The organism is Blautia sp. OF03-13 (genome assembly GCF_003460685.1).
Classification (GTDB): Bacteria; Bacillota; Clostridia; order Lachnospirales; family Lachnospiraceae; genus Fusicatenibacter; species Fusicatenibacter saccharivorans.
Genome location: NZ_QTVR01000015.1, coordinates 79,585 through 93,925, shown reverse-complemented (window position 1 = coordinate 93,925; position 14,341 = coordinate 79,585). Strand labels below are relative to the sequence as shown.

At 48.2% G+C, this 14,341-nt stretch carries 16 protein-coding genes; 7 read left to right on the top strand and 9 right to left on the bottom strand.

Translation table 11 applies throughout. From position 1 onward, the window contains the following. The 6 genes from DXA55_RS12290 to DXA55_RS12270 form a co-directional block, all read right to left on the bottom strand. Window positions 1–1,782: ABC transporter permease (locus DXA55_RS12290; RefSeq protein WP_147342022.1), on the bottom strand; the 1,782-nt coding region annotated here is incomplete at its 3' end. Then, the gene (locus tag DXA55_RS12285) at window positions 1,772–2,539 is read right to left on the bottom strand and encodes an ABC transporter ATP-binding protein (RefSeq protein WP_033121505.1); all 768 of its coding nucleotides are present in this window, start codon (window positions 2,537–2,539) and stop codon (window positions 1,772–1,774) included. The genes DXA55_RS12285 and DXA55_RS12290, both read right to left, overlap by 11 nt. A 77-nt stretch (window positions 2,540–2,616) precedes the next feature. Next, entirely contained in the window at window positions 2,617–3,630 is a 1,014-nt protein-coding gene (locus DXA55_RS12280) for a hypothetical protein (RefSeq protein WP_330415258.1), read from the bottom strand. Further along, window positions 3,627–3,803: a hypothetical protein gene (locus DXA55_RS19610; RefSeq protein ID WP_330415257.1), complete on the bottom strand. Its 177-nt coding sequence runs from the start codon at window positions 3,801–3,803 to the stop codon at window positions 3,627–3,629. The genes DXA55_RS12280 and DXA55_RS19610 overlap by 4 nt, the downstream gene beginning before the upstream one ends. A 64-nt stretch (window positions 3,804–3,867) precedes the next feature. Then, window positions 3,868–4,812 carry a DUF3658 domain-containing protein gene (locus DXA55_RS12275; protein ID WP_110442444.1) on the bottom strand — a complete coding sequence of 315 codons (945 nt, stop codon included), beginning with the start codon at window positions 4,810–4,812 and terminating at the stop codon, window positions 3,868–3,870. A 25-nt stretch (window positions 4,813–4,837) separates the two neighbouring features. Next, window positions 4,838–5,941: a DUF6076 domain-containing protein gene (locus DXA55_RS12270; protein WP_110442445.1), complete on the bottom strand. Its 1,104-nt coding sequence runs from the start codon at window positions 5,939–5,941 to the stop codon at window positions 4,838–4,840. Window positions 5,942–6,162: 221 nt separating this feature from the next. Here DXA55_RS12270 and DXA55_RS12265 point away from each other — a divergent pair, with 221 nt between their 5' ends. The 7 genes from DXA55_RS12265 (at window position 6,163) to DXA55_RS12230 (ending at window position 12,409) form a co-directional block, all read left to right on the top strand. Then, on the top strand, window positions 6,163–6,783 hold the full coding sequence (locus tag DXA55_RS12265) for a CHC2 zinc finger domain-containing protein (protein WP_110442446.1): 621 nt from the start codon (window positions 6,163–6,165) through the stop codon (window positions 6,781–6,783). Between the two features lies 1 nt (window position 6,784). Beyond that, entirely contained in the window at window positions 6,785–8,131 is a 1,347-nt protein-coding gene (locus tag DXA55_RS12260) for a DNA primase family protein (protein ID WP_117760465.1), read from the top strand. Between the two features lie 449 nt (window positions 8,132–8,580). After that, a complete protein-coding gene (locus DXA55_RS12250) occupies window positions 8,581–8,745 on the top strand; it encodes an LLM class flavin-dependent oxidoreductase (RefSeq protein ID WP_330415256.1) in 165 nt (54 codons plus the stop codon). Between the two features lie 63 nt (window positions 8,746–8,808). Beyond that, window positions 8,809–8,994, top strand: coding sequence for a hypothetical protein (locus tag DXA55_RS12245; RefSeq protein WP_109258816.1), 186 nt, complete (start codon window positions 8,809–8,811; stop codon window positions 8,992–8,994). A 77-nt stretch (window positions 8,995–9,071) separates the two neighbouring features. Continuing rightward, entirely contained in the window at window positions 9,072–10,361 is a 1,290-nt protein-coding gene (locus DXA55_RS12240; protein WP_117814341.1) for a plasmid recombination protein, read from the top strand. An 18-nt stretch (window positions 10,362–10,379) separates the two neighbouring features. Further along, on the top strand, window positions 10,380–10,682 hold the full coding sequence (locus DXA55_RS12235; RefSeq protein WP_117504225.1) for a hypothetical protein: 303 nt from the start codon (window positions 10,380–10,382) through the stop codon (window positions 10,680–10,682). 80 nt (window positions 10,683–10,762) lie between these two features. Continuing rightward, entirely contained in the window at window positions 10,763–12,409 is a 1,647-nt protein-coding gene (locus tag DXA55_RS12230) for a recombinase family protein (RefSeq protein ID WP_202976589.1), read from the top strand. Between the two features lie 103 nt (window positions 12,410–12,512). Here the strand turns inward: DXA55_RS12230 and rpsI are convergent, their stop codons facing one another. From rpsI to truA, 3 genes are all read right to left on the bottom strand, one after another. Further along, window positions 12,513–12,905 carry a 30S ribosomal protein S9 gene (gene rpsI, locus DXA55_RS12225; protein ID WP_055219853.1) on the bottom strand — a complete coding sequence of 131 codons (393 nt, stop codon included), beginning with the start codon at window positions 12,903–12,905 and terminating at the stop codon, window positions 12,513–12,515. Window positions 12,906–12,922: 17 nt separating this feature from the next. Then, window positions 12,923–13,351: a 50S ribosomal protein L13 gene (gene rplM, locus DXA55_RS12220; RefSeq protein ID WP_055219851.1), complete on the bottom strand. Its 429-nt coding sequence runs from the start codon at window positions 13,349–13,351 to the stop codon at window positions 12,923–12,925. Window positions 13,352–13,565: 214 nt separating this feature from the next. Continuing rightward, the gene (truA, locus tag DXA55_RS12215) at window positions 13,566–14,318 is read right to left on the bottom strand and encodes a tRNA pseudouridine(38-40) synthase TruA (protein WP_055226919.1); all 753 of its coding nucleotides are present in this window, start codon (window positions 14,316–14,318) and stop codon (window positions 13,566–13,568) included. Between the last annotated feature and the right edge of the window lie 23 nt (window positions 14,319–14,341).

Genomic DNA, 14,341 nt, shown 5'->3' with positions numbered 1-14,341 from the left:
CAGGGTCTGGTATCTACGCCCGGTTTTCTGCTGGCTCATCAGGAACTGAACACCCACAATGGTGTTGGCAACCACCAGGAACACAATCGCCAGATAGAGGGTAATATAGATGGATGCTACGGTGTAGAAAAGCTGGCGGCCCATATTCTGAAGATAGCTTTCATATTCGATACCTATTTTGTCCAGCTTCTCGTTCAGATCGGAATAGGCAGTCATAAGGCTATTTCCATTCAGAGCTTGCTCACTGAGCACCGCATTGACATAGGTATCATACATTCCCTGACTATAATATAGGAATGCTTCATCCGGAAGAATCAATGCAAAGGACAAGGTTATAGAACGGTCCGTGACCAAATTCACAGACTGAACCTCTCCTGTAAGATGAATCGGACTACCATCCAGTTCCACCTTGGGCTGCCCGGCCAATACTTGGTTCAGCATTGCGGTACGGCTTGCCGTAGTAAACTCTGTATCAATATAGACAGTGGCCTCCTTTTCGCCTAATTGGAGAGCCGGATTGCCGGACAATTCCAACAAACGATTATAGTCCGATAAACAAATCAAATATGGGTATGTGGCATAACCAAGATTGTTCAGAAGGACATCCCGGTCTTCCGACTGGGGCAGGCTCCGAAGAGAGTCCATAACAGCGTCCATGCTGTAGGCATTATCATAATCTTCTGTGGTGCGAATACGCCCAACCCTCATTTCAAAAAGCTCTGAAAATTGATTTTCCAAACTGTTTTCTTTCAGGACTGCCTTTATATTCGGAAGAACCTGCGATGAATCTTCTGCAGTATGATCTTCAAAAGTATAGTCGATTACATGGCCAGAAGACAGGCTATTCGTTCCTGCAATTCCTACGCCCGCACCAAAACAACACAGCGCCGCCAGAATCAGCAGGGAGCTGATGGCCATGGAGTTTGACTGATGAATGACATTCTCCTGAATCTGCCGGAAGGTAAATACATGAAGCTGCTTATTTCCTTTTCCTTTCTTAACAATCAAAGCAATCAGCGCACGCATCCCATAGAAAAGCAGCATCGTACCAACTATGCCCAACAGCAAAGTCAGTCCCATCATACTTACCTTTGTCCATGCAATTCCCTGAATCGCCATGTAGTAAGCCACTGCCAACATCACACTTCCGCATATAGCAGCCAGTCCATAGATAACAGATGGCATTTGCTTTTTGGGGCGGTTCGTTGGCTGGGATAGCAAAGTACCGATCTCCTGGCGGCTGATTCGTCCACTCAAAATCAGAAGTGCCGTCAGCTTAATTGCCAGAAATCCTGCCAGCGTCCATTCAATTGCAGACCAGGATAAAGAAAACTGATGACCGATGATCCCCATGCCTACCAGCTTGGCGGTGACAAGACTGACAATTTCTGAAAGCACCACAGCCACAGGTAAGCCTATGAGCATGGCAAGAATACTGGTCAGGAAATCTTCCGCCAGAAGCATACCAAACAGTTTACTTCTACGCATCCCCAACATTAGATAAACACCAAACTCATGCCGTCTGCGCTCGAACTGATACTTGCAGGCAAAATAGATCAAAAAGAACAGAATACCGAGGGTCATCCCATAAAACGCAGGAATCAGAAGCAGGAGTTTGTCAACTGCGTCACTCTCCATTTTCTGCAAAAAGAGCATCACATCTTGAGTGGAGATGGAAAGAATCATGTAAAAGGCAACAATAGAAATCACCAGGGAGCTGAAAAACAGACCGTTTTCCTTTCGGCTGCGGTGGCTGTTCCGAAGAATGAGATTAGAGAACATTTGCGCTGCCCCCTCCCAGTTGCGCCATCACCTTCAGGATGCGCCCGTAGAACTCCTGCTGGCTTTCGTCTCCACGCCGAAGCTCATGAAAGATCACGCCGTCCTGGATGAACAGAATGCGCTTGCAAAAGCTGGCGGCATTGGAATCATGGGTTACCATCAGGATCGTAGCTTGTTCGTCACGATTCAGGCCGGACAGCTTCTCCATAAGACTTCTTGCGTTCTTAGAATCCAGCGCACCCGTCGGTTCATCGGCAAGGATCATTTGGGGATGTAAGATCAGAGCCCTTGCTGCCGCAACACGCTGACGCTGGCCGCCGGACATCTTGGACGGAAACTTATCCAGAACATCAGTGATTTCCAGATAGTCAGCCAACTGCTTCAGCCGCTGGCTGCTTTCTGCTTCGGATACCCCATGCAAGGAAGTCGGGAGCAGGATGTTTTCCCTGCCAGTCAGGTTGTCCAGCAATTCAAAGTTCTGGAATAGATAACCAACTTTTTTGCCACGGTACTCTGCAAGAGCCTTTCCCTTGAGGGATTGCAGAGTATCGCCTTCCACCTGAATGCTTCCACCTGTGGGTTGAATCACAGTCGCAATACAATTGAGCAGTGTGGATTTACCGGAACCGCTGCTTCCCATAATGCCGAGAAACTCTCCCGGCATCACCTGGAAGGTGATCCCATTCAGTGCCTTTGTTTGACTTGGCACATTGCCATAGATTTTTGTTAAATTTTCAATATTCAAAATGGGTTTCATGTGAATACCTCCTATCATTTGTAATAAAATGATAGCATGGGAACACAGCAAATACCACTTACAGTGGTTGTAAGGATTCAAGATATAAGTGGCGGCTCAAGGGGGACGAGCATATATTTTGTAAGAGCATCAGGCGACAATGATAAAATATACCGGATCGCCTCCTTGGCAAACCAGTTCGTTTTAATTGTATCCCAATCAGCAAGTCGGATAATCTCTGCTGTGCCGTTCTCAAAATCAACTGAAATTTCGCCCCATTCGCCGTCGCAGTCTGCTTGATATTCGTAGATTGCGGCGGCGATTTTCTTTTTGCGCTTGGTTTTGGTTTTCTGTTTCAGCCGGACAGCATGGAGCGCACCTTCGGCAACCAGCAGTTCTGTCAGTTTGTCCACCGCTTTCCGGTAGGCTCGCTCTGCACCGCTGGCTGTGCTGCCCTCAAACATAACCGCCAGTTCTTCAAAGGTGGGGCGGTTCTTCCATGAGCCGACACGCCCACAGGTCATACAGATCGCCAGCCGCTTTTCAAGCAAGGTTTGCTCCCGGTAATTCAGTTTCTCAAATGCCCGCTGCACCTTTTCAGCCTGTATGCCGTTCCAGAGGATGTCGGTATAGTTCCATGTATCATCAAGGGCAACATCTTCACCTGTTTCCTCGCCATCCTCGTCCGTTACATAGAATGGCTGCTGATTGCGGATGCCACGGACTACTTTCAGGTATCCTTCCGCAAGGGCAAGGTCGCAGTTGTATTTCTTTGCAAATTCACTGACCGCATCCTTGGTGTTATGGTACAGCCACGCCATTGACCGCACCATTTTGTAATTGGTCAGAGAGGATACCGACCATTTTTCTTCGCCCATGCGGAAACGGAGCATAGCATCCCGAATGAACGGAAAAATGTATGTTGCATACTCCGCACCTTTGGCAGGAGCATAGTCCATCAGCTTTTGGAGCATTTGCTCCCGGCAGGACAGTTTTATATCCAGAAAACGGTCTGTGTCGTATCGATTGCCGCCATCCACACCGAGAAAGGTTTTGATGCGCTTGTTAAGTTGCAGCTCGTAGTGGTGGAGAAAGAATGAGAAATATTTCAAGTCTTTTTCCGTAGGGCAGACAGGATATATTCGTTCGGATTGTCTACTGTAGGCGGTTCCGGTTCCAGCTGGAAGATGCGCTCTGCAACATAGGGTGGGATGCCATCATCGGATGGATTGACAGCGTGTTTCGGTATGTATCCGGTCATATTCCATGAAAAATCATTCAGCATAGCGCACCTCCTTCCAGTTTAGTAATACTCATAAATATCCCGTGATCAACTAATGGGTTATTTATTACTTTATTTTCTTTAACATACGGTGATAAATAGGTGCATTTGGTGCAGGAGTTGTGATTGGGAGCAGAAGTCCCTCTTTGATAAATTGTTCCACACGCAAAGCAATCCACCCATCACCGATCCCTAATTGATTCTTTCCAAGAACCTGTCCAACAAGCACGCTTTCCCTAAACTCGTCGTCCAGTGTATCCAATTCTCGAAGAATAAATGTATCATACAGAGTTTCTGATACGCTGACCAGTTTGCCGTTTATAACAGCACGAAGAGGAGAATTTTCCTGTTGGAGTTCTCTCCAGCGGTTAGCCAAACTACGAAGGTAATTTGTTGGCAACTTCTTCCCAAGAGATGCCATCCGTCCCAAGTGATAAGGTTCAACTTCTCCCCAACCGTTATACTGGACAATGCATCCATCTGGTCTTGTTTCCCACATTGGAAGCTCCACAATGGTAATATCCAATTTTTCAAAGCCGATTGGTCGTAGTTGTTCCAGAAGCCAATACAATCCGCACACATCATCTGGGTCTCGTCCGACCCAAACACGAATCGGCTCTCCGTTTTGTGCTTTTTCCAGTAGTGTAGCATAGTTCTTTCGGGATGTATTGAGAAGTTCAGTTACGATTTCAGATGCCATATCGGGCAGTATGCTTAGTAGCAAAGATAATGCCGACTCACGCTCCAAACAAATTCCTGCTTCGGAGATGTTGCCCACAGACAATGCCAGCGGAAGATTAACTATGTCCTTACGATTTCCTTCCAACGGTATAGCATTCTCCCAACCAGAACGCTCCCGTTCTTCTGCTTGATGCTGGAACTTTTCTATTTCTTCTTTTGAAACTGTCCCATCAGAGATAATTACACTGGTTGCTCCGCCTAAAAAACCCTTATGTCCAATCGCAACCGCCATAGTCCCTGCGGCACTGTCGCTAAATACTACTTCTAACATAACGTTGCTCACCTCTTAGCTAAATTCAAATTCTTTTTATTGCTTCTTTCTTCAACGCAGCCTGTCCCATTTCTTTTTCATAATCACCCTTGGCGTAAGCGACATTGCCCAGCGCCCGAAGCATCTTATCTTTCGCCAGTTTTTTCATAACCTCTGCAAGATCAGCGTCCAGAGCGCCACGCTTCACATAGCGGTTTATGGTATTCAGTCGCTTCTCATAAATCTGTTTCAGCGGATGATCGTCCGCAAGTTCCCGCTGTTCTCTGCCTTTCAGGTTACCGATCTGCCGGCAGGTGCGGTGCAGCTTGTCCCCCGGAGCGTAGCCGCCGCAGTATTTGGTGTGCCTTGCATTGGTGGTCAGAAACCATTTGCCGCAGATTTTGCATTTTTTCGGTGCATGGCCAACACACAGGCCCTCAAAGAGATCAGACCGGAACATCCCCACAAAGGATACATAGTGCATCCGCTTGACCAGCTTCGCAACTTTTTCGCCGGGACGGATGACGGATACATACTGAACGGAATTGTTCAGGGTAGACATCCAGGCATTGCCCTCCGTGATGGAAAACTCCGGCGGGAAATAATTGCCGAACATTCTGGCAAAGCCCTCTGCGGTGCGGTCAGCTTCGTTGCCGTCTGATTTTTCTGCAAAATCAAGCATGGTCGTTTGGTATTCCCCAAGGGAGTATGCCAGATGCCCGAAAACTGCGGTATAGCGTTGGAGCATCATCGCATCGGCAAAGTTCTGGATTTCTTCAAATTGCAAAGAATTGGTTGCGGCTTTTATGGCAAACTCCACATATTTCAGCGCATTGTCCACAGTAAAGACTTTTTCAATCCGTTCTCTGTGCTTTGAGATATTCATATAGGAGAACGGCGGTGTTTGACTGAGAATATCAAGCATCGTCAGAGCAGCTTCCGTTGCAATAGGACAGAGTGCAGAAGCATCCTGTCCGGCGTTTAATATTCCAAGCAGCAGATTGATTTTCTCGCATTGCTCGTTCATCTTTGCGATGGTATCCGCAGGGACATTCAGCGCATCACAGGCAAGAGCGCCGACAGGAAGTGTTTTTCCCTCATATATGACCGTATCCTGCCAAAAATCCAATGTCATCAGTTCTTGGTTCATGCTTGCCCCTCCTGTCCTGTTTTTTCATTTTCTTAATTCTATCATGCTAATGTAAAGAAATCTACATCTATCCATAAGTTGTCCTGTTTTTTGAAACGGGGTTGTCCTCCGATTAGCCTGTTTTTTGAAAAATCCGGCATAACAATAGTAGACGGAGCGAAGCACCTGCCAATCACGGCGGGTGTTTCGTGCTTTCTGAATACTATGAACGGAGGTTTTCTATGACAATCTATGAAACCATCAAGGTGGCAATCAGCGTAAAGCAAGCCGCCGAACACTACGGGCTGAAAGTCAACCGAAACGGCATGGCTTGCTGCCCGTTCCACAATGACAGGCATCCGAGCATGAAGCTGAATGAGGATTATTTCTTCTGCTTTGGCTGCGGAGTCAAGGGGGATGTGATCGACTTCGTGGCAAGGTCGTTCGATCTGAGCAGCTATGAAGCAGCGCAAAAGCTGGCTGCGGACTTTGGACTTGACCCAAAACCGCCCACTGCCGCAGCTATGGTCAAGCCGAAGCGTCCCTATATCCGTCAGTTACGGGAGGATGAAATGCTGTGTTTCCGGGTGCTGACGGATTATCTGCATCTGCTGGAAGATTGGAAAGTACGATACGCACCCAAGACACCGGAAGATGCTCTGGATGACCGTTTTGTGGAAGCCTGCCAGATGCACTGCTATATCGAATATATGGCAGATGTGCTGACGGTGGGTGATCTGGAAGAACGGGTGGCATTGGTGGACAAGCTGATGCAGGACGACAAAATTGCTTTTCTGCAAGAGTATACCGCACGAAAGAAAAAGGAGGTGGCGCACCGTGGCGAAGAACCGGAAAACGCCTAATATGAATTTGCCTGTCTGGTTTGACGGGCAGAACATCAACGAAGCTCTGTTTTGTGAAGAATTTCTGCATGAGCGCAGAATCATCTTCGCAAACGGAGCTTTTTTCACGCCCGATGGTCGAGTGACGGATGACCTTCCTCTGCGTGGGGAGATTTACGACAAGCTGAAATTTTGTGCCGTGAACAACATCCCACGGAAGATCACCAACATTCTGGAAGTGCTGAAACTGGAAGCGCAGGTGTCTGACTTCCCTCCGGAGCAGGATCGCATCCATGTTGCCAACGGTACGCTGCTCTTGAACGGCACTTTCACCGAAGGCAGACCGGCTATCGTGCGAAGCCGTCTGCCTGTCGGCTATAATCCCGATGCTCCTGCACCGGTGATCTGGCTGAACTTTCTGGATGGACTACTCTATGCAGAGGACATCCCCACCTTGCAGGAGTTCATTGGCTACTGCCTGATTCCATCCAACAAAGGTCAGCGCATGATGGTGATTAAGGGCAACGGCGGTGAGGGCAAATCCCAAATCGGTGCGGTGCTGTCCACCATCTTCGGCACGAATATGAAAGACGGCAGCATCGGGAAGATTTCTGAAAACCGTTTTGCCCGTGCCGATCTGGAACACATCCTGCTGTGCGTGGATGATGATATGCGGATGGAAGCTCTGCGTCAGACCAACTATGTAAAATCCATCGTGACTGCACAGGGCAAAATGGACTTGGAACGCAAGGGCAAGCAGAGTTATCAGGGCTGGATGTTTGCCCGGTTGCTGGCATTCAGCAATGGTGATCTGCAAGCCCTGTATGACCGCAGCGACGGCTTTTACCGCAGACAGCTTGTACTGACTACCAAGGAAAAGCCTGTGGGCAGAGCCGACGATCCCGACCTTGCTGAGAAGATGAAAGCCGAAGCTGAGGGCATCTTCCTGTGGGCGTTCGAAGGATTGCAGCGGCTCGTTGCCAACAACTTTAAGTTTTCGGAGAGTGACCGCATCCGTGAAAATCGGGAAGCGGTCAAGCGTGACAATAATAATATCTTTGATTTCATGGAATCGGAGGGATACATCCGGTGCAAAGCGGATGCGTCCATCAGCTCCAAGGATTTCTATGAAATCTACCGGATGTGGTGCGAAGAAAATTCCCTTGCACCGCTGAAAGCCCGCAGCTTCAGCGACGCCATGATTGCCAATGCCGGGAGATTCAATCTGGAACATTGCAACAACATCACCAACTCTGCCGGACGGCGGGTGTGGGGATTTATGGGTGTGGAAGCTGTGGCAAGGCCTCATATAAATGGGTTTTACGATGTTTCGTCATGTACGTACGTACCGGAGGAATGGCGGGATTGATTTTGCCAGTCATGCTCTGTACGTATGTACGCAGCATTTACCCCTGTTTTCTCCCATTATAGGAAACAACGGCTTTCAGAGACAACCTGTTTTCGGGTATTGAAAATCAATGGCAATGGAAACAGCAAAGTTTTTGACCGCAGGACGAAGCTATTTCACGAAATCGTGCTTCTCTGAACCGTGTACCCTGTTCACGGAACAATAGATGTTTTCATTTTTCCAGACCAAATCACACGAAACAGTAAAGCGGGATATGGTCATATATGGACAGGACATCACAAGCAAAATTCTGAACGGATTTCAGAGATTGCAGATTTTTCACTGTTCGGTGTATCTGCTCCGTTTTGGGGTGCAGAGATTGTACCGAACCACAAACAGAATTATGGAGGATTTTTCAATATGAATGTACGCAATGAAATCAAGGCACAGATCATCGTGCTGGGATGACCATGCAGGAAGTTGTTGACCTGCTCTCGGACGAGTACGGATGGAGCGACAGCGTTTCCAACCTGTCCGCAAAATTACAGCGGGAAAGCATCCGATACAAGGAAGTATTGGAGCTTGCCGATGTGCTGGGATGCGACATTGTATGGCAGCAAAGACGGGAGAAGTGATGCCCCCGGCAACAGCCCCTCGCATCTCCCGTCCCCATAGGCACACCGCAGTGCTGCCTATGGATGGCAGTGAAAGACGCTGCCAACGTCTGCAAGAAACGTTCCGCAGAACAGCTTCATGCAGACGGGCTGACCATGGGAAAAGTTGCAGACATTTTGCCTTGGTCAGCAGAGGTCACCGCAGTGACCGCACACCCCCTCGGGAGAGCCCACGGCACTTTGCAGCCAGAATGGATGAAAGTGTTATAGTGGGTTATTACACTTCCGCAGAAGTGCATCCCCGCAGCCCCGCCCGTCTGCTACTCTCGAAAGAAAGGAAAAAACCTATGGCAAGAAACGATGGAATTGACCGTACCTTTGCCCGTAACCAGGACTTGCCCACCCTCGACGATGTGGCGAAAGTTCAGGAGCATAACGAGCGAGAAAAAGACAGCTACTCCAATCAAGATATTGATACCACCCAGACCCACCGCAATGTCCACTTCAAGAAACCTACCGACAGCTATGCCGCCATGTTCGATCAGATGATTGCAGATGGTGTTATCTCCACCCGTGGTCTGAAAGCCGATGCGGTGAAATATGGGGAGCTGCTGTTTGATGTAAACTCTGCCTACTTCCACAACCACGGCGGCTATGAATATGCCAAACAGTTCTATGCCGATGCCTACAAAGCCGCCGTGGAGATTGTGGGCGGTGAGCAGTATATCCTCTCCGCTGTAATGCATGCCGACGAGCGCAACCGGGCAATGTCGGAAGCTCTGGGTGAGGATGTGTACCACTATCACCTTCATGTGGTTTATATCCCGGTGGTGGAGAAACAAATCCTGTGGTCGAAGCGATGCAAGGATGAATCCCTCCGGGGAACGGTAAAGGAAACGATCACACAGGTCAGCCGCAGTAAGAAGTGGGAATCCAAACCCGTTCTTGATGAAAACGGAAATCCGATGTTGAACGCAAAAGGGAAAAAGATTTTGAAGTCGTCCTACAGTGTGCTGCAGGATGACTTTTTTAATTTCATGCGAGCCGCCGGATATACCGATGTGGAGCGTGGAGAGCGTGGCAGTACCGAGGAACATCTGACGGTGACACAGTTCAAGGTACAGGCCGAACAGCAGCGTTTGGAAGCTGTGACCGGACAGGTGACACAGGCCGAGCAGAGCTTAGCGGATGCCAAAGCTGCCACGGAGAAGCAGAAAAAGAAACTGGAAGCTCTGAAAAAGGAAACTCAGGCTGCTAAGTCTGTTGCTATGACTGCACATGAGATTGAGTCGATGGGCAAGAAAAATCCCATTACGGGAAATGTTACCATGACGGCGGATGAGTGCCGCACGCTAAAGGATTATGCGGTCAGCAGCTTTGCGAAAAAGTCTGAGAAGCTGAAATACAAGCAGAAATTCGAGCAGGCAGATAAAAACGCAAAGATATGGAAAGACCGTTTTGAAAAACTGAACAAAGACTATGAGGAGCTGAAACAGAAAGCCCAGCCTTTCCTGGATGCGATTGAGATTGCATCTGAAAAGGTCTGGGCTTTTATCAATGCCATCCTCGCCAGGGGAAAGGAACTGTATGAACACAAACACCCTGCCCGCAATCGTGGACAGGACATGGAAATTTAAGAAAGGAACTATTTGCCTATGAAGAAAACCGTAGAGGAAATTAACAAGATGATTATGGAAGATGCCCCGATGGAAGAAATCAACGATGCCATCGGCTATATTGATATTTGCTCCTGCTTCGATCCGATTTTTGAGCCGCCTATTGATTTTCTGGAAGAATGCCGCAAGCGTTGGGAAGCGGCACAGTCCTCTTTCTGCAAAACCATTGAGTGCAAGATCGGAAACACATGGTATGTGATTGAAACGGAGTGTGACGGAAATGAGCCACTTACCGACAAGGTAAAACGGCTCATTTTTTCTGACAAGGGGGTGATTTGTTAATGACTGCGACACAAAAGCATGATATAATTCCAATATGCACAACGGTACTGTCGGCTGACCAACCACCGAAGGAGGATATTATGTTGGATCAGCAGAAAATTACCATTCTCTATTGCCGTCTGAGCAACGAGGATGCCCAGGAAGGCGAGAGTAACAGTATCGCAAATCAGAGAGAGTATTTAACCCGATATGCCCGTGACCACGGGTATACAAACCTGAAAATTCTGGTGGATGACGGTTATACGGGGACGAACTTCAATCGTCCCGGTGTGCAGGAAGGCTTTGAGCTTGTCAAGCAGGGGCTTGTGGGCTGCTGGCTGGTCAAAGACCTCAGCCGCTTTGGTCGTGACTATCTGACTGTTGGACAATATACGGATATTATCTTTCCGAGTTATGATGTCCGCTTTATCGCTATAAATGATGGCGTAGACAGCAACCGGGGAGACAGCGAGGGCTTCGCCGCAATCCGTAATCTGTTCAACGAGTGGTATCCCCGTGATACCAGCAAGAAAGTCCGTGTCAGTTTGCGGCAGAGAGGAACCAGTGGGAAGCACATGGGCAAACCGCCCTACGGATACCGCTGTGACCCGGAGGACAAGGATCACTGGATTCTGGATGAAGAAGCGGCTCCGGTAGTCAAGCTCATCTTCGACCTTTGCATTGACGGCAAAGGCCCGGAGCAGATTGCAAGGATTCTGGAAGAAAAGCAGATTCTGACTGCAAAGGCACTCTATGCCAAGCGAAAGAAAAAGCCGATGCCGGAAAGACCGTACCACTGGGGCAACCAGTCCATTGTAGGGATTTTGGAACGGCAGGAGTACACAGGCTGTACCTGCAACTTCAAGACTTATTCCAAGTCCTACAAGCTGAAAAAGCGGATTCCCAATGAGCCGGAGAATATGTTTTATCTGCCGGACACACAGGAAGCGATTGTATCTCAGGCACAGTTTGACAGGGTGCAGGAACTGAGGAAAAACAAACGCCGCCCTGCAAAAGCGGAACGGCAGGGATTGTTCTCCGGGCTTCTGTTTTGTGCCGATTGCGGCGGCAAGCTCCACTTTGCCACAAGCAAAAACTTTGAGGGCAAGCAGGATCACTACGTCTGCAACAACTACAAGAGCAACCGTGGTACTTGTACTGCCCACTATATCCGGGAAGATGTGCTTCGTGAAATCGTTCTGGAACGCATCCGGGCAGTCAATGAGTATATCCGAAGCGATGTGGACGGTTTTCAGGAGGAATGGCTGCAATGCCGCAGGACTGACCAGGAGCGCAGCATCCGGGATGACAAAAAGAAGCTGGAACAGGCAAAGAAACGCCTTGCCGATCTGGATGTCATCATCGCCCGGCTGTACGAGGACTATGTTCTTGGAAATCTCAATCAGGACAGATACAGAAAGATGTCTGCGGACTATGAAGCGGAGCAGGAACGGTTAAAGCTCGAAATTGAAGTTATCGAAGAATGGGTGGAACAGCGGGAAGAAATGAACGACGGTCTGGATGCCTTTATCGCCCTGACACAGAAATATGTGGATGTGGAGGAGCTGACACAGACCATCGTGAACGAGTATATCAAGAAAATCATCGTCTATGCCCCGGACAAATCCAGCGGCAAGCGCAAGCAGAAAGTGAAGATTTTCTTCAACTTCGTGGACGATGTAGATATTCCCGTTATTTCCGAGCCTATCATCACGCAAACAACCTATGAACACAGAAAAACGGCGTGACCTTCGGGTCACACCGTTCTCTGCGACAAAATAGTTACTTGTCACTATTAAGCCTTGATTTTCCGGGCTTTTTGAACCATTTTGATATAGTCTGAGCAGTCGATTATCGCTTGCTGAACTGCGGTGCACGACGTGCTGCTTTGAGACCGTATTTCTTACGCTCTTTCATTCTAGGATCACGAGTCAGGAATCCTGCTTTTTTCAGAACTGGTCTGTAGTCGTTGTCTACAGTCAGAAGGGCACGTGCAACACCGTGACGGATTGCTCCTGCCTGTCCTGTGTATCCGCCGCCGTGAACGTTTACGATCACGTCAAATTTATCAGCGGTCTCTGTAGCTGCCAGAGGCTGACGAACGATAACTTTCAGGGTCTCCAGACCAAAATACTCATCGATGTCTCTTTTATTGATGGTAACTTTACCAGTTCCCGGTACAAGATATACTCTTGCGATAGATTTTTTTCTTCTTCCGGTTCCGTAATATTTTGCGCTAGCCAATGTTCTTTACCTCCCTATTAAAATGTTAATACTTCTGGTTTCTGAGCTGCATGAGCGTGCTCTGCACCAGCGTATACGTGAAGTTTCGTGAACATCTGTCTTCCAAGAGGTCCTTTTGGAAGCATGCCTTTAACTGCAAGTTCAACAACCTTCTCCGGTTTCTTAGCCATCATCTCACGAAGAGTAGCTTCTTTCATTCCGCCTACATAATCGGAGTGGCTGTAATAGATCTTCTGATCCAGTTTTTTACCGGTTACTGCTACTTTATCAGCGTTGATTACGATTACGTAATCACCAGTATCTACGTGCGGAGTGTACTCCGGTTTGTTTTTTCCACGTAATACTTTTGCTACTTCAGATGCCAGACGTCCTAATGTACATCCTTCTGCATCAACAACATACCATTTTCTTTCAATCTTATCTGGATTTGCCATAAAGGTGTTCATGGATATAACCTCCTGTGAAAAATTCAATTTACTGTTTCATGTATATAGGAAACCGCCTTACCGGGGCTTATGGCATCGGCGTTTTCAAACTACGTCACACATTTAGTAATTATATTATACGGATTTTGGAATGTCAACTGTTTTTTACCCATATTTTGCATTTTTTCGCAAACTGCGAGTCCCGTTTTGCGGAAAATACAGACCACTTATGTCTTTACTCGAAATCCCATTCGGGATACCGGATCTGCACCAGGGTCAGCCCCTCCGGCCTTGCCGTTGCTCCCGCCATTTTTCGATCCTTCGCCGCAAGGATTTCTTTTACTTTCTCCGGCGGATAATCACCCTTTCCAACCTCAAGCAGTGTTCCGGTGATAATCCGCACCATATTGTAGAGAAAACCGTTTCCAGTGATCCGGAAGCGGATCAGATCGTCTTCTTTTTCCAAACTCGTTTCATAGATGGTACGGACCGTGTCGGTCACCTCCGGTTTGGCTGTTGCAAAGCTTTTAAAATCATGCATGCCAACCAGATACGATGCTGCCTGCCGCATCGCATCCACATCCAGCGGGCCGTACCAGAAATAGGAATTCAGTCTCCGCGTCGGATCTGCAAATGTGCGGTTCAAAATCCTGTACTCATATGTTTTGACTGTTGCGGTAAAACGCGGGTGAAAGTCTGGCGGTACTTCGGATGATCCCTGAATACGGATATCTGCCGGAAGCCGTGTGTTGAGTGCAAATGCGATACGGTCCGCCGGCATTCTCGCATCCGTATCAAATACCGCAACATTGCCGAGAGCATGTACCCCGGCGTCGGTCCGGCTTGCGCCGATGCAGGCAATTTTTTTCGCAAAGAGATCGGAAAGAGCCTGATTTAATACTTCCTGTACTGTAATGCCGTTTGGCTGCACCTGCCATCCACAGTAATTTGTGCCGTCATACGCTACAATCAGCTTAATTCTGCGCATTCTTCTCCTCCGTTTTCGTCAAA

Bases quoted from the DNA above. Each gene is read 5' to 3' on its own strand.
- DXA55_RS12285 (WP_033121505.1), bottom strand. From the start codon at position 2,539: ATGAAACCCATTTTGAATATTGAAAATTTAACAAAAATCTATGGCAAT.
- DXA55_RS19610 (WP_330415257.1), bottom strand. From the start codon at position 3,803: ATGCTGAATGATTTTTCATGGAATATGACCGGATACATACCGAAACAC.
- DXA55_RS12275 (WP_110442444.1), bottom strand. From the start codon at position 4,812: ATGTTAGAAGTAGTATTTAGCGACAGTGCCGCAGGGACTATGGCGGTT.
- DXA55_RS12270 (WP_110442445.1), bottom strand. From the start codon at position 5,941: ATGAACCAAGAACTGATGACATTGGATTTTTGGCAGGATACGGTCATA.
- DXA55_RS12265 (WP_110442446.1), top strand. From the start codon at position 6,163: ATGACAATCTATGAAACCATCAAGGTGGCAATCAGCGTAAAGCAAGCC.
- DXA55_RS12260 (WP_117760465.1), top strand. From the start codon at position 6,785: ATGAATTTGCCTGTCTGGTTTGACGGGCAGAACATCAACGAAGCTCTG.
- DXA55_RS12250 (WP_330415256.1), top strand. From the start codon at position 8,581: ATGCAGGAAGTTGTTGACCTGCTCTCGGACGAGTACGGATGGAGCGAC.
- DXA55_RS12245 (WP_109258816.1), top strand. From the start codon at position 8,809: ATGGCAGTGAAAGACGCTGCCAACGTCTGCAAGAAACGTTCCGCAGAA.
- DXA55_RS12240 (WP_117814341.1), top strand. From the start codon at position 9,072: ATGGCAAGAAACGATGGAATTGACCGTACCTTTGCCCGTAACCAGGAC.
- DXA55_RS12235 (WP_117504225.1), top strand. From the start codon at position 10,380: ATGAAGAAAACCGTAGAGGAAATTAACAAGATGATTATGGAAGATGCC.
- DXA55_RS12230 (WP_202976589.1), top strand. From the start codon at position 10,763: ATGTTGGATCAGCAGAAAATTACCATTCTCTATTGCCGTCTGAGCAAC.
- rplM (WP_055219851.1), bottom strand. From the start codon at position 13,351: ATGAACACCTTTATGGCAAATCCAGATAAGATTGAAAGAAAATGGTAT.
- truA (WP_055226919.1), bottom strand. From the start codon at position 14,318: ATGCGCAGAATTAAGCTGATTGTAGCGTATGACGGCACAAATTACTGT.